At 54.0% G+C, this 20,779-nt stretch carries 19 protein-coding genes; 15 read left to right on the forward strand and 4 right to left on the reverse strand.

All coding sequences use genetic code 11. The features are described from left to right. Positions 1-143 precede the first annotated feature (143 nt). From H5P17_RS26825 to H5P17_RS16170, 12 genes are all read left to right on the forward strand, one after another. Positions 144-866 carry a phage tail tube protein gene (locus H5P17_RS26825; protein ID WP_182823977.1) on the forward strand — a complete coding sequence of 241 codons (723 nt, stop codon included), beginning with the start codon at positions 144-146 and terminating at the stop codon, positions 864-866. Between the two features lie 17 nt (positions 867-883). Continuing rightward, entirely contained in the window at positions 884-1,306 is a 423-nt protein-coding gene (locus H5P17_RS16120) for a phage tail assembly chaperone (protein ID WP_182823979.1), read from the forward strand. Continuing rightward, positions 1,303-1,593, forward strand: a complete 291-nt coding sequence (locus tag H5P17_RS16125) for a DUF4035 domain-containing protein (RefSeq protein WP_182823981.1) — start codon at positions 1,303-1,305, stop codon at positions 1,591-1,593. The genes H5P17_RS16120 and H5P17_RS16125 overlap by 4 nt, the downstream gene beginning before the upstream one ends. A gap of 113 nt (positions 1,594-1,706) precedes the next feature. Further along, positions 1,707-4,988: a tape measure protein gene (locus H5P17_RS16130; RefSeq protein WP_255477939.1), complete on the forward strand. Its 3,282-nt coding sequence runs from the start codon at positions 1,707-1,709 to the stop codon at positions 4,986-4,988. Beyond that, positions 4,985-5,338: a phage tail protein gene (locus tag H5P17_RS16135; RefSeq protein WP_182823985.1), complete on the forward strand. Its 354-nt coding sequence runs from the start codon at positions 4,985-4,987 to the stop codon at positions 5,336-5,338. Before H5P17_RS16130 ends, H5P17_RS16135 begins: the two co-directional genes overlap by 4 nt. A gap of 8 nt (positions 5,339-5,346) precedes the next feature. Then, a complete protein-coding gene (locus H5P17_RS16140; RefSeq protein ID WP_182823987.1) occupies positions 5,347-6,099 on the forward strand; it encodes a phage minor tail protein L in 753 nt (250 codons plus the stop codon). A gap of 2 nt (positions 6,100-6,101) precedes the next feature. Continuing rightward, positions 6,102-6,803, forward strand: a complete 702-nt coding sequence (locus H5P17_RS16145) for a C40 family peptidase (protein WP_182823989.1) — start codon at positions 6,102-6,104, stop codon at positions 6,801-6,803. Between the two features lie 43 nt (positions 6,804-6,846). Beyond that, positions 6,847-7,185 carry a hypothetical protein gene (locus tag H5P17_RS16150; protein ID WP_182823991.1) on the forward strand — a complete coding sequence of 113 codons (339 nt, stop codon included), beginning with the start codon at positions 6,847-6,849 and terminating at the stop codon, positions 7,183-7,185. Positions 7,186-7,223: 38 nt separating this feature from the next. Further along, positions 7,224-7,838, forward strand: a complete 615-nt coding sequence (locus H5P17_RS16155; RefSeq protein ID WP_182823993.1) for a tail assembly protein — start codon at positions 7,224-7,226, stop codon at positions 7,836-7,838. Between the two features lie 60 nt (positions 7,839-7,898). After that, a complete protein-coding gene (locus H5P17_RS16160) occupies positions 7,899-11,246 on the forward strand; it encodes a DUF1983 domain-containing protein (RefSeq protein WP_182823995.1) in 3,348 nt (1,115 codons plus the stop codon). Between the two features lie 39 nt (positions 11,247-11,285). Further along, on the forward strand, positions 11,286-13,565 hold the full coding sequence (locus tag H5P17_RS26675) for a prophage tail fiber N-terminal domain-containing protein (protein WP_255477940.1): 2,280 nt from the start codon (positions 11,286-11,288) through the stop codon (positions 13,563-13,565). After that, positions 13,558-14,325, forward strand: a complete 768-nt coding sequence (locus tag H5P17_RS16170; RefSeq protein WP_182823997.1) for a hypothetical protein — start codon at positions 13,558-13,560, stop codon at positions 14,323-14,325. Before H5P17_RS26675 ends, H5P17_RS16170 begins: the two co-directional genes overlap by 8 nt. Before the next feature lie 22 nt (positions 14,326-14,347). Here H5P17_RS16170 and H5P17_RS16175 read toward each other — a convergent pair whose 3' ends face one another. The 3 genes from H5P17_RS16175 to H5P17_RS16185 all read right to left on the reverse strand — a co-directional run bounded on the left by H5P17_RS16175 (position 14,348) and on the right by H5P17_RS16185 (position 16,280). Beyond that, entirely contained in the window at positions 14,348-14,587 is a 240-nt protein-coding gene (locus tag H5P17_RS16175) for a hypothetical protein (protein WP_182823999.1), read from the reverse strand. Beyond that, the gene (locus H5P17_RS16180; RefSeq protein WP_182824001.1) at positions 14,587-14,829 is read right to left on the reverse strand and encodes a DinI family protein; all 243 of its coding nucleotides are present in this window, start codon (positions 14,827-14,829) and stop codon (positions 14,587-14,589) included. Before H5P17_RS16180 ends, H5P17_RS16175 begins: the two co-directional genes overlap by 1 nt. A gap of 602 nt (positions 14,830-15,431) precedes the next feature. Then, positions 15,432-16,280, reverse strand: a complete 849-nt coding sequence (locus H5P17_RS16185) for a MurR/RpiR family transcriptional regulator (protein WP_182824003.1) — start codon at positions 16,278-16,280, stop codon at positions 15,432-15,434. 168 nt (positions 16,281-16,448) lie between these two features. On the opposite strand from H5P17_RS16185, the gene murQ reads away from it, so the two are divergent. Genes murQ through yfhb form a run of 3 tightly spaced genes read left to right on the forward strand, consistent with a single transcriptional unit; the run spans position 16,449 to position 19,388 of the window. After that, positions 16,449-17,342 (forward strand): N-acetylmuramic acid 6-phosphate etherase, encoded by an 894-nt coding sequence (murQ, locus tag H5P17_RS16190; RefSeq protein WP_020828196.1) that lies wholly within the window; start codon positions 16,449-16,451, stop codon positions 17,340-17,342. Between the two features lie 18 nt (positions 17,343-17,360). After that, positions 17,361-18,728 carry a PTS transporter subunit EIIC gene (locus H5P17_RS16195; RefSeq protein ID WP_044554543.1) on the forward strand — a complete coding sequence of 456 codons (1,368 nt, stop codon included), beginning with the start codon at positions 17,361-17,363 and terminating at the stop codon, positions 18,726-18,728. 3 nt (positions 18,729-18,731) lie between these two features. Further along, entirely contained in the window at positions 18,732-19,388 is a 657-nt protein-coding gene (gene yfhb, locus H5P17_RS16200) for a phosphatidylglycerophosphatase C (RefSeq protein ID WP_182824006.1), read from the forward strand. Between the two features lie 42 nt (positions 19,389-19,430). Here the strand turns inward: yfhb and yiaY are convergent, their stop codons facing one another. Beyond that, positions 19,431-20,582 (reverse strand): L-threonine dehydrogenase, encoded by a 1,152-nt coding sequence (gene yiaY / locus H5P17_RS16205; RefSeq protein ID WP_044554545.1) that lies wholly within the window; start codon positions 20,580-20,582, stop codon positions 19,431-19,433. Positions 20,583-20,779: the final 197 nt, after the last annotated feature.

Here is a 20,779-nt window from a genome sequence, read left to right on the forward strand (position 1 = left end):
TGAGGTAGTGGAGGACAACCTTGCGGATGAATTCTGTTGTGTACTTTTTTCTGCCCATTTAAGCGTAAAACCCCTACTTGTTGGGTGTCCAACTTTCGGGGTTCACTTCATCCGGGCGGTTTTTTTATGTCTGGAGAAAACACATGACCAGTAAGTTTGAAAAAACGCAGGGAACGAAAGTATCTGTCTCGTCTGCGGAAGCAATTTCGGTAGATGATCCAAGCATCACCTGGCTTGACGCCCAATGCGCCACCAAGGAAATCACCTACACCGCTGGGCAAAAAGCCGATATCGACGTAACCACCCTGTGTTCGGAAGAGCAGGAAAATACCAACGGCCTGCCGTCTCCGGGTGAGATGACCATTAACCGTAACTGGGTGGGTGATGAAGAGGCGCAGGAATCACTGCTGACCGCCTACGAAACTGACGAAAAACGCGCAATCAAAGTCGTTTTCCCCTCTGGAAACGGTTTTATCTACCTGGCTGAAGTCCGTCAAAACAGTTGGTCTGCAGCGACCTCCGGTGTGGTTTCGGCCTCGTACACGCTGCGCCTCAAGGGTAAACCGAAGCGTATCAAGGCATCTGATAACGTGCCGGTGACCGGGGTAACGCTCACGCCGACCAGCGGCAATCTTGCAGTGGGCGGCACCACGACCTTTGCCGTAAACATTGCGCCGGCCAATGCCACGAATAAGGGCTTTACCCTGATCTCATCCGTTCCGGCACGCGCCACCGCAGCCGCCAACGGCCTGAACGTGACTGTCACGGCGCCGAATGGTTCCTCCACTGCTGGCGCAGCAAACATCACAGTTAAAACCAGCGACGGCGACTTTACCGCAACGTTTGCGGCGACCGTAACCGCTTAATCGGAGACCAGTAAAACATGGCCGTTAAAAAGAAATTTAACCTCAAGGCGCTGGTTTCAGCGCCGCAATCTGGGTTCCGTACCAAAACCGTTCAGGTTGAGGAGTGGGAAGGGGCAAAAGTTGTATTGCGCGAGCCTTCTCCGGAAGGCTGGGGCCGGTGGCGGGAGATCATGACCCCACCTGAACCGGAAGAGGGTGAACAGCCTGTAAAACTGTCCATCTCGCAGGAAACGCAGCGAAATATCCGTGCCGACGCGGTGATGTTCATTGACGTGTTACTGGATGAAGATCGGCACCCTGTTTTCGCATTGAGTGAGCTGGAAGACGTGACCGCGTTTTATGGCCCGGTGCATGCCCGCTTGCTTAAGCAGGCCATGAATCTGGCCACCACACCCGAGGAAGCTGAAAAAAAGTCCGAGAGCCAGACACCCAATTCATGATGAAACTTGCGCTTCGCCTGGGGAAAACCCTGGGTGAACTCCAGCAATCGATCAGCATGAGTGAGCTGCGCCTGTGGGCTGCCTATGACCGGATAAGCCCGATCGGGGATGAGCGCGGAGATTTCCTTGCTGCTCAGTTGGTTGCAGCCTTCCATAACGCGCGGCGTGACCCGAAAAGTCAGCCTGTTGACCTCAACGACATGGTGATTAAGTGGGGCGCCAGCGGCGATGGACCGGAGGAGAGTTTGACCGGTTTGGAGTCCTGGCTCGATGAAATGGCTGGATAACCCGCTTAGGCGGGTTTTTTTATGGGTGAAATATGGCTTCTTTGCGCGAACTAATTATCAAAATTTCGGCGAATTCCAGCTCGTTTCAGACTGAAATTTCCCGCGCATCACGCATGGGAGCCGATTACTACAAAACGATGGAGCAGGGGAACCGCAGGGCCGAATACGCTACCCGACAAAGCCAGCGTGCGCTGGCCGATCTCAACGGGCAGCTGGCCACCGTGCGGCAAACTGCTATGGGTATGGCGGGTGTATTCGCCGGCGCTTTTGCTACTGGTCATCTGATTAACCTGGCCGATCAATGGAACCAGGTTAACGCCCGCCTGAAACAGGCTTCACAATCGTCCGATGACTTTTCCAAAAGCCAGCAAACCCTGATGGCAATTAGTCAGCGTACCGGCACAGCATTTGGGGATAACGCCAGCCTGTTTGCCCGATCTGCGGCTTCGATGCGTGAATTTGGTTACGCGTCGGACGATGTGCTGAAGGTGACCGAGGCTATTTCTACGGGGCTAAAGCTATCGGGAGCTGGAACCCAAGAGGCCAGCTCCGTAATTACGCAATTCAGCCAGGCGTTGGCGCAGGGGGTATTGCGCGGCGAGGAGTTTAACTCGGTCAATGAAAACGGTGACCGCGTGATCCGTGCATTGGCAACGGGTATGGGCGTTGCCCGCAAAGATTTGAAGGCGATGGCCGATCAGGGGCTATTGTCCATTGATAAAGTGGTTCCTGCATTGCTCAGCCAACTTGGCACGTTGCAAAGTGAATTTTCGGCGATGCCGAGCACGGTCAGCGGATCTATCACCAAAGTAGAAAATGCCTTCCAGCAATGGGTGGGTGGTGTTAATGAAACCAGCGGTGTTACAGCCGCTCTTTCAAGCACCCTCGATGGCCTGGCTGGCAATATTGATGATGTGGCAACCGCGCTGGGCGTTCTGGTTTCTATTGGCGCCATGCGTTACTTCGGCGGGTTAGTCACCAGTATGGGGACAGCAACAGCCGGCATGATGTCCGCCTACCGTGCAGAGGTTGCCGTTGCTGCTGCCCAGGTTGAAGGCACTAAAACGGCAACGGCGGCGGCCCGCGCAACGCTTTACCGTGCGCAGCAGGCGAAAGCTGCTGCTGTGGGGATTGAGCAACAGATTGTGGCCGAGAGGCAACTGGCAGTGGCTCAAAGCCAGTTATCGGCGAGTGTTGGCGCCCGCAGCGCGGCCCAGACTCGGCTTAACTCGGTAACGTCGCTGGGTGCTCGCCTTGGCGGCAGTCTGTTAAGTGTTGTGGGTGGGATACCCGGTATTGTGCTCGGTGTTGGCGCAGCATGGATGTACGTCAACGAGAAGAATGAGCAGGCTCGTAAAGTGGCGCTGGCTTATGGCGATACCGTCGAGCAAGTGAAAAAACAAATGTCCGGCATGTCACTCGCCGGATTGCAGTCTACTGCGGTTGACGCCAGCAATTCGATCACCGCGCAACGTGCTGAGATTGCCAAGACTGAGGAGCAAATCCGCAAGCTGAAAGACAGCGTGTCGGCATTAACTCAAATGGAAGCCGGGGCAAAGGAAAGCCCGTGGATGAGCCGGATCAACACCCTGATGACGCTGGAGGATATCCAGCAGGCGTTAATTGAAGCGCAGGGGGAACTCAGCCAAAAGAATTACGTCCTTGAACAGCAGACTGACAAGCTGCGTGCGACTGAATCTTTGCGCACCCAGGTGTTAAACGAGTCCATCAGTAAAACAGCGGCCTTGACCGGTGCCGTGGGTTCACTGGCTGGCATGTATGCTCAGCTCAACCGTGTAACAGGGTTGGCTACATCGGCAGCCTTACCGGCATTCCCCGGTATGCAACTGCCGAAACTGGACACGAAGCAGCAGGATGCAATGACGCGTGCGATGCGCGATCAGCAGCTTGCCGGTTTAAAAGGACTCGATAAGGTGCGTTTGTCAGCCACCTTTGAAGCCGATGATTTGAAACTGCCCCCTGGTCGCTACGAGCAATATATTGCGGCCAAGGTCGGCGCAGAGCAGCAAACAGAAGCACTCACGGCAGCAACCAAAGCCCAACAAAAAGCCGAGCAGGATGCCGCCAGCGCGGCGAAAAAATCCGCCACCGTTACCGGTGAATATCAGCAGAAAATCGCCAACCTGAACAAAGAAATTCAGGTCGAGCGGGTGAGGCTGAAGGAGGGCGATGCGGCAGCTTCTCTATTTTCTGCGTCACTGGAGACCGGCAGCAAATGGACGGGGGCGCAGCGTGCTGAACTTGAGCGGCTTAATAAAACGTTAACGGAGGCAAAACAGCGCTGGGATGACCACAACGCGGCGATCGCCTCTGACCCTTACCGGCAGGCATCGCAAACCCGAAAAGAATCAGAGGAGCAGCTACAGCGCCAGATTGCCGGCAATGAAATTAAGAGCGCGGCAGAGCTGGCCCGCCGTAAGCAGGAAATCAACACCACCTACCTCAATGCAGTAGCAGAGGCCAACCAACGCAATTCGGTGACAGGCAATCAGGAGCTGGCCGGGAACGTTGACCCCCTGCAGAACATTGAAAACCAACTGGCCAAACGGCAAGCCCTGATAGAAACCTACGCCACCGCCGGCGTTATTTCCGAACAGCGCAAAAACCAGCTGATCCTGGCTTCTGAAAATGAAACTAATGAACAGCGGTACCAGGCGGCTATGTCCCTGTATTCCTCGCAGGGTGACATGCAAAAGCTGGCTGTGGATCTGTTCCAAAGTTCGCAGGAACGCGTCACCAACATGCTGACCGGTATGCTTACCGGAACGCAGACGTTTAAAGAGTCCATGCTCAATCTGTTCTCCACGCTGACGCAATCCATCATCAACAATCTGGTGGATATGGCGGCACAGGCGCTGATTACCAGCACCATTATGCAAACCATTACCGGTATTTTTGGTGGGGTTGCTGGCGGTGCCGCTGGTGGGGCGTCAGCGGCTGCCGGGAGCACCGGCGCTATGGGGATGAGCACAAGCTATATGGCGTATGCAAAGGGCGGTGTTGTTGCCTCCAGCGATCTGAGCCAGTTCAGCGGCCAGGTCGTCAGCAGTCCCACAACGTTTGCGTTTGCCAAGGGGGCGGGGCTGATGGGGGAAGCGGGGCCAGAGGCGATCATGCCACTGACACGCGCAGCCGATGGTTCACTGGGTGTTCGCGCCATATCGCAAGGTGGGGCTGGTGGAGGTGGCGGTGGTGCACCGCAGGTATACATCAGCATCGACAGCAATGGGCAAGCGTCTCAGACCACCACGCCGGGATGGGAGCAGTTTGGCAGCGAGATTGGCCAGTTTGTCGATCAGCGTTACCGCGCATTGCGGGATAAGGACTTGGGGCAAAACGGTGTCCTGACTCAACGATTAGGGGGTAGACGATGACGCTGGAAGAATTTGTCTATAGCCCCCGGGTAAACCCGACCGGGGATATCACCCAGCGGGTGCGAGAGGTGCAATTCGGCGATGGGTACAAACAGCAGTCCGGCGACGGCATTAACGGCGAGCGCCAGAGCTGGCCGCTGACGTTCGTCGGCAACTGGCAATACATCGTCGGTATCCGCAGTTTCCTGAAACGGCATGAAGGCTTTCGGGCTTTCAAATGGCGAAACCCGCTCTTCGAGTTGGGGCTGTACACCTGCAACGGGCATCAGGTTACTGCGATGGGGAAAAACTCACGCGGCGAACCGATGTACCAGATCGCCGCAACGTTTGAAACTGCAAATCGACCATAGGATTATCCATGAGCATTAACGCAGACCTGCAGCTACTTGCGCCGGGGAAACGAGTGTATCTGTTCCACGTTGACGGCAGCATGTTCGACGGGCCAGAACTGTTTTTTCATAACTATCCGATCCCGTACACAGAAGCTGAATTGGTTGCCGCCGGCAGTGATCCTAACTTGTTGCCGGCTAAATCGATCTGGTGGCAGGGGCAGGAGTACAGGCCGTGGCCGGTGGAAGCAACAGGTTTCGAAGTCACCAGCGATGGCAGTGCGCCCACACCCACGTTGAGCGTGGCGAACCTCGATGGAACAATCTCAGCCATGTGCCTGGCATATCAAAACATGGCGCAGGCCAGAGTCACCAGGCACTTTACCTTTGCCCAATATCTGGATGCGCGAAATTATCCGGACGGCAACCCAGAAGCTGATCCCACCAAAGAAAAGCTGGATGTTTACTACATCGAAAACAAAACCAGCGAAGATGACGAAATTATTCAGTTTCAGTTGTCCTCGCCAGCAGACCTTCAGGGTATCCAAATACCAACGCGCCAAATCCATAGCCTGTGCACCTGGTGCATTCGTGGGCAGTATCGCGGCGCTTCGTGTGGTTATACCGGTACCGCGTATTTTGATGCTGATGGCAACCCAATCGACGATCCATCAAAGGATGAATGTTCCGGCCTGCTGTCCACCGGTTGTGAACCTCGGTGGGGGAAGGGTAACCCGCTACCCTTCGGTGGCTTCCCTGGCTCTGCATTGCTGAAGAGGTAATGATGCGTAAACAGATAATCAGCGCCGTTCTGGCGCATGCAGAGGCCGAGTATCCGCGAGAGTGTTGTGGGTTGGTGGTGCAAAACGGACGCCGCCAGCGTTACGTTCCATGCCGTAATCTGGCACCGGAACCAACCGAACAGTTTAGCCTGGCACCAGAGGATTACGCCGCCGCCGAGGATGGCGGCACAATCGTTGCGATTGCTCACAGCCATCCCGACGCTACCACCCAACCCAGCCAACTCGATATTGCGCAGTGTGACCTGTCACGATTGCCGTGGATCATCGCCAGTTGGCCGGAGGGGGATATTCGGGAAGTCATGCCCACGCAGGGCATTAAGCCGCTGCTGGGCCGTCCGTTCGTGCATGGGTTCTGGGATTGTTACGCCATAATCCGGGACTGGTATCAGCTCGAGCGTGGCATTACGCTGCCGAATTTTAAACGGACAGATGGCTGGTGGGATAGAGGGGAAAACCTCTATATGAAACTTTACGCCGAGGCAGGCTTCGTACCGGCATCGGGCGAGATGCAGATCGGCGACGTAATCGTTATGCAGGTTCAGGCACCGGAGCCGAATCACGCAGGCGTATACTTGGGCGATGGGTTGATGGTGCATCACATGTATGGCCAGCTCAGTACGCGCGTTCCTTATGGCGGGTACTGGTCAGAAAGGACAATCACCGTTTTACGTTACAAAGGCTGATCTGCTGCTATGATGTTGTGATATTCAGCGAAGGGATATCACAATGAAAAAAGTTCTAATAACAGCACTAGCATCATTTCTTCTTTCTGGGTGCATGACTGAGCAGCTTGCTAAACAGGAGCCTATATATTCAGGTCATAGCAATAAGACGCCCCAGAAATACACCCAATGCCTTGCTCCGAAATGGCAAAACCTCAACCCAACTACGAAAATGATTGAAACAGAGACAGGATATCAACTGTCTGCTGATAATTTATTAGTTGGGGCTGTTTCTCTGGCTAGAATAAATAACAGCAGTAACGGTGGTAGCCAGATAGATGTTTACGCTCAGTCTAGAGGGATTGGAGACCCTTGGGGTACATCAGCAAAATCATGTCTTTAAACTAAACCCGCTCCGGCGGGTTTTTTTATAGGTTAAATATGCCAATTCTAATTCCTGAAGTTAAAATAATTCGTTTGTATGGTGTGTTAGGCGCAACGTTTGGTCGCGTCCATCACTTAGCTGTAGATAGCCCTCAAGAGGCCATTAAGGCTTTATGTACAGTGATTCCCGGATTGCAAAAATTTCTCCTAGAGAGTAAGGATCATGGGTTGACTTATGCCATTTTTGAAGGCCGTAGGAATTTAAGTAAAGATGACCTACCTCTATCGGCTAACGGGAATGATATCCGTATTGCTCCAGTTATTATTGGCAGTAAAAAGGCCGGTGCTTTTCAAACAATATTAGGTGCTGTTTTGGTTGTTGTAGGCGTTGTTGTTGGTGTGATGACGAGTTGGACGGGTGTTGGTGGCTCAATTGGTCTTGGGATCGCAATGTCTGGGGCATCAATGATGCTTGGCGGGGTTATCCAAATGCTTTCGCCCATGCAAGGCGGACTGGCTTCACGTCAAGACCCGGATAATAAACCTTCATACGCATTCGGTGGCCCGGTAAATACCATTGCGCAGGGTAACCCGGTTCCGATCCTCTACGGCAAGCGCCGCATTGGTGGCGCCATTATCTCCGCTGGCATCTATGCAGAAGACCAGCAGTAATTAGAAACTGTTGATTCACTGAACCCGCTCCGGCGGGTTTTTTTACGCCTGGAGAAAAGTATGCACGTTATTGAAGGCCGGAAAGGCGGAAGCAGTAGCCCCAGCACCCCAACAGAATCACCCGATTCCTTGCAGTCTACCTCTTACGCAAAAATACTTCTGGCGTTGGGCGAGGGAGAGTTTGCCGGCGAACTTGATGGCACCCGTATTTTTCTTGATGGCACTCCGTTGACGTCAGCAGATGGCACTGAAAACTTCCCTGGCGTGAAGTGGGAATTTCGCCCAGGCACACCGCATCAAGACTACATTCCCGGCATGCCTGATGTTGAAAACGAAATTGCGGTTAGCACCGAATTAACCAGCGAGCGTGATTGGGTGCGGGCAGTGGCCAATACTCAGCTTTCTGCTGTTCGCCTACGTTTTTCATGGGCGCAATTACAGCAGCAGCAAGATAACGGGGATGTAGTCGGGTACCGTATTGAATATGCGATCGACGTTGCCACCGATGGCGGCACTTATCAAGAAGCCCTGCGCACTGCCATTGATGGCAAGACCACGACCAAATATGAGCGCAGCCACCGCATCGATCTGCCGGCGGCCACAACAGGGTGGCAAGTGCGTGTCCGTCGTCTGACACCAAACAGCACTAGCAACCGGGTTGCCGATAAAATGGTGGTTGAAGCCATTACGGAGACGATCGACGCCAAGCTACGTTACCCGGAAACAGCGCTGTTATTTATCCAGTTTGATGCAAAGCAATTTCCCAACATTCCCCAGGTATCCAGTGAGCCAAAAGGGCGGATCGTTAGGGTGCCATCGAACTACAACCCAGAGACTCGGGAATATACCGGCGCATGGGATGGGACATTTAAAACAGCATGGACGAATAATCCCGCCTGGATAACGTATGACCTGATGATCAATGACCGGTTCTCCATCGGAACCCGAGTTAAGGCGGAAAACCTCGCGCTGACAAAATGGGACTTGTATCAGATCGGGCAGTACTGCGATCAGTTAGTGCCTGATGGCCGGGGCGGTGACGGGAAAGAGCCGCGTTTTCTTTGTGACGTTTATATCCAGTCACAAGAGGATGCCTGGAACGTATTACGCGACATAGCCTCCATTTATCGCGGCTCTACCTTTTGGGCCAATAACGGCATGAATGTTCTTGCTGATATGCCTTCGGACGTTAAATACATATTCACCCGCGCAAATGTTAAAGATGGCAAATTCACTTATGCCAGCGCTAGCGAGAAAACGCACTACAGCACCTGCATGGTTAGCTGGAGTGACCCGACCAACGGTTATCAAGATGCGATAGAGCCTGTGGCCGAACAGACCCTGATACGCCGTTACGGTATCAAGCAGGCCGATCTAACAGCTATTGGGGGGACTCGAAAGTCTGAAGGTATTCGCCGTGGGAAATGGCTGCTCCACACCAATGATAAAGATCGCCTTGTATCGTTCACCGTTGGTCTTGATGGCAAAGTACCTCTGCCGGGTTGGATTATTGCTATCGCAGATGAAATGCTGGCAGGCCGCCCGCTCGGTGGCCGTATCAGTTCCGTGGATGGCCGCAATATCAATCTTGATCGCGTTTCCTCAGCCGTTGTTGGTGAGCGATTAATTCTTAACCTGCCGAGCGGAAAAGCGGAAGGCCGAACCATTGCGGCGGTAGCGGGTAAAACCGTTACGGTAACAACGGCGTATTCTGAAGCACCGGTTGCCGAGGCGGTGTGGGCGGTTGACGCGTCAGATCTCGCGCTGCAGCAGTTCCGTGTGACCGGCATTAAAGAAGGCGATGACGGGGTATCGTTCGATATTACTGCAGTCGAGCATGACCCGAATAAATATTCCAAAATCGATACTGGCGCTCGAATCGAAGACCCGCCGATCAGCGTTATCCCGCCTGGTGTGCAGCCGCCGCCGAAGAATGTTCAGATAGGTGAGTCGTCAGCCATTATTCAAGGGCTGGCCGTGGCCACACTACGTGTTACATGGGATCGGGCTGAAAGTGCGATTGCCTACGAGGCCGAGTGGCGTAGGGACAATGGCAACTGGATACCTGCACCGCGCACGTCAACACTCGGCTTTGAGGTTTCCGGTATTTATGCTGGCCGCTATCAGGCTCGCGTGCGTGCCATAAACCCTTCTGAAATTTCGAGCGTGTGGGCGAACGCGCCAGAAATGGTACTGACCGGCAAACAGGGAGAGCCGCCAGCGCTGGCCAGTTTCACGACGTTAGGCCAGGTATTCGGCATTGTGTTGAACTGGGAGTTTCCTCTCGGGGCCGAGGATACGCAGCGGACTGAAATCTGGTATAGCCATAACTCAGATGGCAGCAACAAAATGCACCTAGGTGATTACGCCTATCCGCAGCGCAGCCACACGATGACGGGGCTGGCCGCCGGCGTTAATTTTTGGTTCCAGGCACGTTTGGTGGATAAGCTGGGAAATACAGGGCCGTGGACGGGCTGGACTCAAGGAACGTCAAGCGATGACGCCAGCGAGGTACTGGACTACCTGAAAGGGAAAATCACCGACACGGAGCTGGGGCAGGAGCTGCTGGGGCCGGTTGAAGATGCCGGAAAATTGAAGGATATGTGGTCTGTCAAAGTAGGCCAGACCGTTGACGGAAAGCTTTACACCGCCGGGATCGGCGTAGGCGTTGAGAATACACCGGAAGGAATGCAGAGCCAGGTACTGATATTGGCTGACAGATTCGCCGTGCTGAACACTGCGGATGGGCAAGGTTCGGCTGTATCAGTGCCATTCGCTATCGAAAATAATCAAGTTTTCATTAACTCAGCTTTCATCAAGGATGCCTCCATCACGAATGCGAAAATTGGAGAGTATATAAGTTCCAATAATTACATTTCCGGTATGATGGGTTGGATTATTCGAAAAGATGGCACGTCAGAATTTCAAGATACAACAGTAAGGGGGAATATTTACGCGAAACAAGGAACCCTTGATAATGTCACTATCAATGAAAACTGCGTAGTTAAAGGCACTGTTTATGCTGAGAATATAGTTGGGGATGTTGTCTCCGTTGGAGCCTGGGGTCGAATTACCAACAATGGAGTTAATGACTCTAAGCATAGGTATTTTACCGGTGGTCTTCCGTACGAATCAATTTTAATAGTGCCTAACCCCTCTTTATATACAGGAACCAAGCCAGGTGGGAGTGGCGAAGTATATATAAAAGTGAATGGGGATGATTATTACCGAGGCTCTGCTTCTTCGGGTAATAGGTTTGACAGCTCTATAGTTGTTACTGTTCCAGCGAATGGAACGGTTGATATGGAGTTTGGAATAACCGGGGCCGCATCAGGGCAATTCTGGGGTAATGATAGTTCGATGGCTGTTATGGTTTTCCGAAAAGGGAACAACCGATTTCATGATTAACAAGCAACCCGCTTCGGCGGGTTTTTTATTGGAGAAATTATGGCTGTTTTAATCAGCGGTAAACTCATCGGCCCAAATGGTGATCCGCGCCCCGGTGTAACCATTATGCTGACAGCGGTCAAAACGTCCTCGGCAGTAGTTCATTTGGCACCGTCCAGCTCAACTACTGGCCCTGATGGTAGTTATTCACTATCAGTCGAGATCGGCACGCATAACGTAATGATTGAGGCATATGGGCGTCCATTCGAGAAAGTAGGGCAAATCACCGTTTATAGCGACTCAAAGCCAGGGACGCTTAATGATTTTCTGACCAGCCCTGGGCAGGATGAATTAACGCCAGCGATTGTGGCGATAGTTGATGATATGCGGGCCGCCGCCGCCGTGTATGCGCAGCAAGCCAGAGAAGCGCGGGACGACGCAAAGGCGTCAGCAGATGCTGCACAGGCTGGAATTGACGCATACCCAACGCTAACGAAAGCGCAGGAGGCGGTTAACAGTGGTGCAGAAACCCGAGAGTACATCTGGGTTCGCTCTACTGTTGAAGGCCATGTTTCTGACGAATACCACAACGTTAATAAAGTGCTGACACCGACAGGCGTTTTCACTACCAGCGGTAACGCTGTGGAAAAAGTGGCGAACTCACTCAGGGATGATAAGGCCGATCTCGCCGCCGCCATTCGCGATCCGAACGGTTTTTCAGAATTCGAAATCGAAAAGGGCGGTGCCTTTGGCACGACCAGAGTACGCGTTGCGCCTGATGCGATAATTAACGAGGCCTTCACCATCAAAACGAACGTCGAGGGACGCTTTATTATGATGGACTCTCAGTCATTCGAGTTTCAGCCCGAGGACTCACCTGCAGTAGGCCCTGAACCACCGAAACCACCAGAACCGGGTAATTCCCTGCTGGAAAGGGACAACCGGAACAAGTTGGCGGCGATGTTCAGAAAATCGAAGGGCATCACGTATGACATTGCCGGTGCCATCTGGGATTACTGCATCATTATTGTTTACGGTCAGTCACTCGCATCAGCGATGGAAGGATGGCCCGCTTTAACGAAAATTGCTCGCGAGATTGAAAACCTTTTGATGGTTGGCAATTCGACGCGGGGCAGTTCTCGAAGCGGCACTTATGCCCCGCTTGGAGAGAATGTATTTACCCCCCTGCGGGCGGTGGTTCAGGGGACAAACGGCCTTGGCATTACCGATGAACAGGTTGCTGCCTTACAACCTGGAGATACCAGTGAGGGTGAAGATAGCGCAGTTAGCGCGGTCCATCTGTGGCGGGCGCTTCAATTGCAACTCCAGGGCATGACGGATAACCCAAACAGGAAAATCATCGTAGTGAATTGCGCCGTTGCCGGCCGTTCTGTTGAGCAACTGTCGAAAAGAGCCCCATCGCAACACTATGAAAACCGGGTGTTGAAGGCGCTGAACAACATCAAGGCGCTGGTGGATGCGAAATCTGTAGAGGTTGGTCGCCCGCTGACCTGCGGGATCGCCGGATGCGTTTATAACGGCAACCAGTGGAACTATCTGGGTACCGACGGAACGACTGACAAAGACCTGTATAAGGCGAAGCTGGGCACGCTGTTTGATGATATTGCTTCAGAAAACACGGCAATTTTTGGTGTAACGGAACGCCCGTTCTTTATCACCATGCAGACAGGCGATAATTACACCCGCGACAACACGAATTTGTCGATCGGCATGGCCCATATCGAATTGCAGAACGAGCGGGATAACGTATTTCTGGCAGGGCCGGAGGCGCCAGTGCCGTCCAAACCCGGAGGGCATCGCGATCCAAATGGATACCGTTGGTTAGGGCAGCAAATCGGGAAGGTCATGCATCAGGTAGCTGACCGGCGGCTTGACTGGTTCCCTACGCTGCCGATGGGTGCGACTTTTGATGGTAAGGAGGTGCTCACCGATCACCTGGTCTGGAATCCTCCACTTCAGTGGCGGGAGACATTCAGCACCATTACCCCCACGATGTTTCAGAACAAAGGGTATCGCATCACGGATGCGCAAGGTGATGCAGCGATAGCGAGTGTGGAAATTGCCGCAGACACAATAACCCGGATCACCGCTCAGCGTGACCTAATAGCGCCAGTTTTCGTCTGGTATGCCGGGCAAGGGACTTATGGCGGTGATGGCAACCTTTTTGACTCCGACACCACGCGGGCGCTGTACAACTACGAATATCGGGAAGGAACCGGCCAGTATGCTGCGGCGAACCTGCCAGCCTATGTGAATAAACCCTACCCACTGAACAACGCGAGCTGCGCGTACAGAATACAGGCGGTAAAAAATGACTGATTTAGTCGATCTCGGTATCACTATCGTTTCCAACAACTCCCGAGCGATCTCTCGAGCGAAGAGCGTCACAACGCCGATCATGCGCGGGTTGGAATATCTCAATTTTTATTGTGGTGACACGGGAAACCTGACGAGAAATTTAGTGCGAGGTAAGCCGGCAGGGCGAGTGATCGGTAAGCCGGTACCACATGGCACCTATACCACGTTTAACAGCTCAACCAATTACATTGACAGTGGCGTTGCCCATACTGACTCAATGACCATGATCTGTTTAGCCAGGGCGCCAAACCCGAAAGAAGAGAGCGCCTTAATGTCGAACTTCAACGGTGTGGCGCCTGGTGGTGGAACCAGTCAAGGCACGGGCATGATGTTTCGCCCGAACCAATTTTATTACAACAACGCTGTGGTCAATGCCGATGGTTCAAAATCGTTATTCCAATCGTCGTTAGCGTATAACCCAGGAACGTGGGCTCTGGCCGAGTGCCGTAGCTCGCCGCAACTCAATGGCGGTAACGTCTGGCTAAACCAAGATGGCGCCTCTAATGCTGTGGCATATGGACTGCCTGCCGGCGCCCGCGTGGACATTGGGGGGAATATCATGATCGGCTCGCTGGGGGGCCTTTTAGGCTCGGTCAATGGTAAGCCTTCCGATATCGGTATGGCCGCCATATTTAGCATTGCATTAACCGCTGATGAGGTTGCAAGGTTTCGGGCGTGGGTGCGCGAAGTGCTGAAGTATCAATTCGACTGGACACTATGACAGAAGCCGGGAGTAATCCCGGCTATTTAAAAAGTTTGTAGTAATCGAAGTTCATTGCAGCCTCAACAGCTCCCCCTTGGGTTGTGAACGGTGTTTCTGCTATGAGTAGCCAGCGGCCCTTATGTAGAAAGTAGACCCAGAATTTACTTTCCTCATCTTCGCGCAAAGCAAACATGGGAGGGCTATTGATTGTTGGTGAAGGGTACCGATCATTTTCTGTAAGAAGGAAGATTTGCCGGCCATTTATTTTAAGGCTGCCCATCAAACATCCATGACAAGCCACTCATCGGCTTCTTCGAACATCTCTTCCAACATCCGATTGAGCTTTTCTCTGTCGCTTTTGTTAGCGTCGGAGTTGAGGCTGTTCGCCTGCATTGGCTTCACTCTCACATCGGCATCGGGGAAAATCCGATGCACTCGCTTAGTCAATTCTGCTTTAATAATCTCAGCCGCGTCAGGCAAGCCATTAACATTACGTTTATCAAAAACCAGTTCTACAAACATTTCACGCCTCAATTTATGCTGTATATATAGCCAGTATTATCGACTCTGATCTGGCATTTGATCAAGTAGCGGCATGTTGAAATTGGAAGGATTTGTGTTACTGGTGGTGCAGAATGAGGAAAACGAGAATAGAATACAGCAACGCAATTAATAACACTGATAAATAACCTGCTGATTAACAATAAAAAAATTTCAATGCTCGCACATGTCGCAGTTGATGCATTTTTTGGTAATCAGCAGTGCCATTTCAGTTATCTTTTAATCGGTGCACACGAACAGGCGCGCAATCTATCATAAAACCCATTTTATTGGGCGTTTTTCCACCTGCGCCCGCCAATGCGTTGCTGCAGATCGCTCAACCCTTGAGACGGCCGTCATAGTAACTCTGGTGGGGCGTTCGCCAACTGATCGAAATCAACCATTTCCTGACCATTGAAGATGGGGGCGTTTACCGGGCCCAGTCACTGCTGCATCAAGCGGTGGGGATGTCACTACTAAGCCTGCCTGCTGGGCAAACAGACTGATAAACTCAAAAGCGCTGTGCGGAACGTAAAAAGCTGTGTTTTTATACCCTGGTATTTGTGGCTCGGCCACCCTACGACTCAGACGAGCTTTTTCACTAATTGTTCGCTGTGTTTAATTCGTTCGGGGGCGCGATCGAGATCGTGCTGAATTAAGGCCATAAACAGCAGGTCGGTGAGGGCATATTGAGCGGTGCTGGACGAAATGGCAGCGCTGCGGGTATTGGGCTCTTCGGCAATAGTATACAAACAGTGGTCTGCACGCTGCTGCAGGCCGTTGGGTGAAAAACTGGTGAGCGCCAGCACTTTTGCCCCGGCAATGCGGGCTTCTTCCGCCGCCAGGTTGATTTCCCGCCGTTCACCGCTGAACGAAATTGCCAGCAGCAAATCCCGCTTATCCAGCGCCTGAACCGCCGCCAACTGAACGTGCATATCCTGCTCGGCTACGGCAATAACGCCGATTTTCAACAGCTTGTAGGAGAAGTCCTTGGCGACCAATCCGGAAGCGCCGATCCCCAACAAAATGACCCTCCGCGCCTGACGCAACATTTCCAACGCCTGATGCAGGCGCTCTTCACTGTTGATATCCAGCGTTGCGCGCAGTGCCGCCTGCTTTTCCACCAACAGTTTTTCGCCGACGGTTTTCAGCGAGTCGCTGCTGAGGATCTGGTTATGCACCGTGACCACAGGCTCTTTCCGCGGTTGGGCCAGGGTTTCACTCAGCGCCAACTTTAGCGCCGGGAAGCCTTTGTAGCCCATCTTCTGAGCAAATTTCACCACGCTCGACTGGCTGATGCCGGCCAGTTGAGCCAGCTTCTGCGAGCTGAGATGGCGCGCCTGCTCGGCGTTATGCAGCAGAAAATCCGCCAGCTTGCGATCATTCTGAGCCAGCGTTGGATACATCTGGCGAATACGAAGAAGGGTACTCATTCATTTTTCCCTTGAAGCCAGCGGCCATTCTGCCACGTGGGAGGCGAAAACGCGCGGTGAAAATTTTTTGTGAGCGAGTCTTTAAAATAGCAAAAAGCGCTCGCTTTGTTGAATAAAATATTCAAATAATGATTTATGTTTGTGAATTAAAAATTCAAAGGTGAAGAAATGAACTTAGGCGCATTAGTCTCCGAAAGCCGTAACCCGGCCACGCTCCGACTGGATGAAATGACGACGTTGGAAATGGTGAGCTGTTTCAATCAGGAAGACCGCAAGGTGCCGGAGGCGATAGAAAAAGTGTTGCCAGCTATCGCGCAGGCCGTGGACCTGGCAGCGGCGGCATTGAAAGCCGGCGGTCGGCTGATTTATCTCGGTGCCGGGACCAGCGGCCGCCTCGGCGTGTTGGATGCCTCTGAATGCCCGCCAACCTTCGGCGTGCCGCATGGCATGGTCATTGGGTTGATTGCCGGCGGTCCGGGCGCGTTGCTCAAGGCGGTGGAGGGCGCGGAGGATGATGCGGCGTTGGGGGAGGCAGACCTTATCGCACTGAATTTGACCGCCACCGACATGGTGGTGGGGCTGGCGGCGTCCGGGCGCACGCCTTATGTGATTGGCGCGCTGCGCTATGCGCGACAGCTGGGCTGCCCGACGGCGGCAATCTCCTGCAATCCGGACTCGCCGATCGCCCATGAAGCGCAGGTGGCGATTTCGCCGGTAGTGGGGCCAGAGGCCCTGACGGGGTCCACTCGGCTGAAGTCGGGCACCGCGCAGAAACTGGTGCTGAACATGCTGTCGACCGGTGCGATGGTCAAACTGGGGAAGGTCTACCAAAACCTGATGGTGGATGTAAAAGCCACCAACGTCAAACTGGTGGATCGTGCCTGCCGCATCGTGGTGGAGGCCACCGGTGCTGAACGCAGTCAGGCCGAAGCGGCGCTGACACAGACCGGTTTTGAGGTTAAACCGGCAATCTTGATGATTCTGGCCGGCGTTGACGCTGAAGAGGCGCAGTTGCGCTTAAAGCAGCACGACGGCTATTTACGCGCGGCATTGACGCGCTAACGACACCTGGGGCGGGCGATGGACAAAACAACGGCACTGGCAACACAGATTCTGGCAGGCATTGGCGGGGAAGGGAATATCCTCCGGCTGGAGAACTGCATGACACGGGTACGCGTCGAGGTTAGCGACGAGCAACGCCTTGATCTGGCGGCGCTCAAGCAGTTGCCAGGCGTCAAGGGCTACATCAAGCAGGGTGAGCAACATCAGTTCATTGTCGGGCCCGGCGCCGCCGCCAAAGTGGTGGACGCGATGCGCTCATTGCTCACCGGGGCTCCTGCGGTTGCGGCTGTCGGGGACAACATCGCCCGCAACAAGGCGCAGGCCAAGCAGAAATATGCCGCGCCGATGAGTGGCGCGCTGAAAAAGCTGGCCGATGTCTTTATCCCTTTGATCCCGGCTTTCATCGCCTCTGGCCTGATTACCGGCATCATCAACCTGTTGAAGCGGCCGGACATTGCCGGCGAACTGGCGGTGAATTACCCCAACGTACTCGGGCTACTGGCCATTTTCGGCAGCGCAGTGTTCGCCATCATGAATATTTTGGTGGGGGTTAACGCCGCACGGGTGTTTGGTGGTTCGCAGGCCATGGGCGGCGTGATGGCCGGTATTCTCTCAAGCCCGGCTTTGGCGCAGATTACTTTATTCGGCGAAGCGCTTCAGCCGGGGCGCGGCGGGGTGATTGCCGTGCTGTTGGTGGTGGCGTTGATGTGCTGGGTAGAAAAACGCCTGCGCAACTGGCTGCCGGAGTCGATAGAGCTGATCCTCAATCCGCTGATCACCACCCTGGTGACCGCGTCCCTGGCTATTGTGATCCTGCAGCCGTTGGGCGGCTATATTTCGGACGTGATTGCCCACGGCGCCAATCTGGCGATCGACAAAGGTGGCTTGCTGGTGGGCGCGGTGCTGTCCGGGCTGTTTCTGCCTTTGGTGCTGTCCGGTTTGCATCAGGGCCTGGTGCCGATCCACGTCGAACTGGTTCAGGCGCATGGTTCCAACCCGCTACTGCCCATTCTGGCGATGGCCGGGGTTGGGCAGGTCGGGGCCGCGTTGGCAGTATTAATGAAAACCCGCAATGCGCGCCTTAAGAAAGTCATCAAAGGGGCGCTGCCGGTCGGCATTCTTGGGATTGGCGAGCCCTTGATTTTTGGTGTCACTTTGCCGCTGGGCAAACCTTTTATTGCCGCCTGTCTCGGCGGTGCGGTGGGCGGTGCGCTGATCAGTTATTGGAAAGTGGCAACGGTGATCACCTTTGGCATCTCGGGTTTACCTTTGGCGTTAACCATCGTCTCGGGTAAGGTGATGTTGTATCTGGCCGGCCTGGTGATTACCATTGCCGCTGGATTTATTTTCACCTGGATAATGGGATTCAACGATCCTGAGGAGTAGCCCTTGAGCGAGAAACAGAGCCAGCAGGCCGGGGAAGGCCGCCGCGTGGTGTTCTTTGATCTGGACGGCACGCTGCATCAGGAAGACATGTTTGGTAGTTTCTTGCGTTTTTTGCTGCGCCATCTGCCGTTGAATCTGCTGCTGGTGGTGCCGTTGTTGCCGGTCGTCGGGGTGGCGCTGCTGGTGATGGGCCGCGCCGCTCGCTGGCCGATGAGCGTGCTGTTATGGTCGATCACCTTCGGACGTTCAGAGGCCAGGCTAAAGGCGCTGGAGCAGCGCTTTGTCACTGACTTTCGCAGTAAGGTGACCGCTTTTCCGGTGGTGCAAATGCGTTTGCGGCAGTACCTCGAGGCGCACGACGCGCAGGTATGGTTGATTACCGGTTCACCGGAACGGCTGGTGGAGCAGGTGTATCAGGATTCGGCCTTTCTGCCGCAGGTCCACTTGGTGGGCAGCCGCATCCTGCGGCGTTACGGTGGTTGGGTGCTGGCGCTACGTTGCCTGGGGGTACAGAAGGTGACGCAGCTGGAACAGCGTCTCGGCGCGCCGCTCAAGCTGTATAGCGGCTATAGCGACAGCAAACAGGATAACCCGTTGTTGTATTTCTGTGAGCATCGTTGGCGGGTCAGTAAATTGGGTGAGCTGCAGCAGTTGGAATAACAGTAAAGGGCGGAATTTCCGCCCTTTACTGTTTTTGATGGCTTACATTGCCGCGCGGAAAATGGCGACAATCTGCGCGTGAGTGGCTTGTATTGGGTTAGTGAAGCCGCAAGCGTCTTTCAGCGCGTTGGTGGCCAGCGTATCCAGATCCTGCTCTTTCACCTGCAAATCACGCAGCCCGGCCGGGATGCCAACGTCTTGCGCCAGTAACCGAATGGCGGCAATACAGGCAGCGGCACCCTGCTGGTCGTTAAGGTGGCTCACATCCAACCCCATGGCGGCGGCGATATCCTTCAGGCGAGACGCACAAACGCTGGCGTTAAATTCCTGCACGTGTGGCAGCAACACCGCATTACATACCCCATGCGGCAGGTCGTAGAAACCGCCGAGCTGGTGCGCCATCGCATGCACATAGCCTAGAGAAGCGTTGTTGAAGGCCATCCCTGCCAGGAATTGGGCATAGGCCATGTTTTCGCGCGCCTGCATGTCGTGGCCATCGGCAACGGCGTCGCGCAGCGATTCGGCGATCATGGTGACGGCCTTCAACGCACAGGCATCGGTAATCGGGTTGGCGGCGCTGGAAACGTAGGCCTCAATCGCATGAGTCAGGGCATCCATCCCGGTGGCGGCGGTCAGGCCTTTCGGCATCCCGGCCATCAGATGCGGATCGTTTACCGACAGGATCGGCGTCACGTGTTTGTCGACAATCGCCATTTTTATGTGGCGTGCTTCATCGGTGATGATACAAAAACGGGTCATTTCAGAGGCGGTGCCGGCGGTGGTGTTAATGGCGATCATCGGCAACTGCGGTTTTGTGGAACGATCGACGCCTTCATAGTCCTTGATGTCCCCGCCGTTGGTTGCCAGCAGTGCGATGCCTTTGGCGCAATCGTGCGGTGAGCCGCCCCCCAGGGAGATCACGCAGTCGCATTGATGCTCTTGCAGTAGGGCCAGGCCCTGTTTCACGTTCAGCGTGGTTGGGTTGGGGTGAGTGCCGTCATAAACGCAGCTTTCTATCTGCTGCGCGGCGAGCAACTGTTGAACCTGGGCGACTACGCCAATGTTATTCAACACTTTGTCGGTCACGATCAACGCCTGGTGCAATCCCTGTTGTTTCAGGGTCTTTGCCGCTTGGTCAAGACAGCCGGAGCCAATCATGTTGACGGAAGGGATAAAGAAAGTTGAGGCAGCCATAAGTCACTCCTGGATAAAAGCTTTATTGCTTGCCCCAAACACTACTCCGCTAATTATTAAGTCATCATGATCTATCGCAACATCAAAGGGGTTAAGTCAGGTGATTGATTTAGTTTTAGTTTAACCACTTACACTCTGTGGGTTTAGCCCGGCCGGAGCCAAACCCAGCAGTAACTCTTACCGTTAAAACCAGCGGG

The organism is Serratia sp. OS31 (genome assembly GCF_014164835.1).
GTDB classification, from domain to species: domain Bacteria; phylum Pseudomonadota; class Gammaproteobacteria; order Enterobacterales; family Enterobacteriaceae; genus Serratia; species Serratia liquefaciens_A.

Excerpts from the sequence above, each read along its gene's own strand:
- H5P17_RS26825 (WP_182823977.1), top strand. The coding sequence starts at position 144 with ATGACCAGTAAGTTTGAAAAAACGCAGGGAACGAAAGTATCTGTCTCG.
- H5P17_RS16120 (WP_182823979.1), top strand. The coding sequence starts at position 884 with ATGGCCGTTAAAAAGAAATTTAACCTCAAGGCGCTGGTTTCAGCGCCG.
- H5P17_RS16125 (WP_182823981.1), top strand. The coding sequence starts at position 1,303 with ATGATGAAACTTGCGCTTCGCCTGGGGAAAACCCTGGGTGAACTCCAG.
- H5P17_RS16130 (WP_255477939.1), top strand. The coding sequence starts at position 1,707 with ATGGGAGCCGATTACTACAAAACGATGGAGCAGGGGAACCGCAGGGCC.
- H5P17_RS16135 (WP_182823985.1), top strand. The coding sequence starts at position 4,985 with ATGACGCTGGAAGAATTTGTCTATAGCCCCCGGGTAAACCCGACCGGG.
- H5P17_RS16140 (WP_182823987.1), top strand. The coding sequence starts at position 5,347 with ATGAGCATTAACGCAGACCTGCAGCTACTTGCGCCGGGGAAACGAGTG.
- H5P17_RS16145 (WP_182823989.1), top strand. The coding sequence starts at position 6,102 with ATGCGTAAACAGATAATCAGCGCCGTTCTGGCGCATGCAGAGGCCGAG.
- H5P17_RS16150 (WP_182823991.1), top strand. The coding sequence starts at position 6,847 with ATGAAAAAAGTTCTAATAACAGCACTAGCATCATTTCTTCTTTCTGGG.
- H5P17_RS16155 (WP_182823993.1), top strand. The coding sequence starts at position 7,224 with ATGCCAATTCTAATTCCTGAAGTTAAAATAATTCGTTTGTATGGTGTG.
- H5P17_RS16160 (WP_182823995.1), top strand. The coding sequence starts at position 7,899 with ATGCACGTTATTGAAGGCCGGAAAGGCGGAAGCAGTAGCCCCAGCACC.
- H5P17_RS26675 (WP_255477940.1), top strand. The coding sequence starts at position 11,286 with ATGGCTGTTTTAATCAGCGGTAAACTCATCGGCCCAAATGGTGATCCG.
- H5P17_RS16170 (WP_182823997.1), top strand. The coding sequence starts at position 13,558 with ATGACTGATTTAGTCGATCTCGGTATCACTATCGTTTCCAACAACTCC.
- H5P17_RS16175 (WP_182823999.1), bottom strand. The coding sequence starts at position 14,587 with ATGGGCAGCCTTAAAATAAATGGCCGGCAAATCTTCCTTCTTACAGAA.
- H5P17_RS16180 (WP_182824001.1), bottom strand. The coding sequence starts at position 14,829 with ATGTTTGTAGAACTGGTTTTTGATAAACGTAATGTTAATGGCTTGCCT.
- H5P17_RS16185 (WP_182824003.1), bottom strand. The coding sequence starts at position 16,280 with ATGAGTACCCTTCTTCGTATTCGCCAGATGTATCCAACGCTGGCTCAG.
- murQ (WP_020828196.1), top strand. The coding sequence starts at position 16,449 with ATGAACTTAGGCGCATTAGTCTCCGAAAGCCGTAACCCGGCCACGCTC.
- H5P17_RS16195 (WP_044554543.1), top strand. The coding sequence starts at position 17,361 with ATGGACAAAACAACGGCACTGGCAACACAGATTCTGGCAGGCATTGGC.
- yiaY (WP_044554545.1), bottom strand. The coding sequence starts at position 20,582 with ATGGCTGCCTCAACTTTCTTTATCCCTTCCGTCAACATGATTGGCTCC.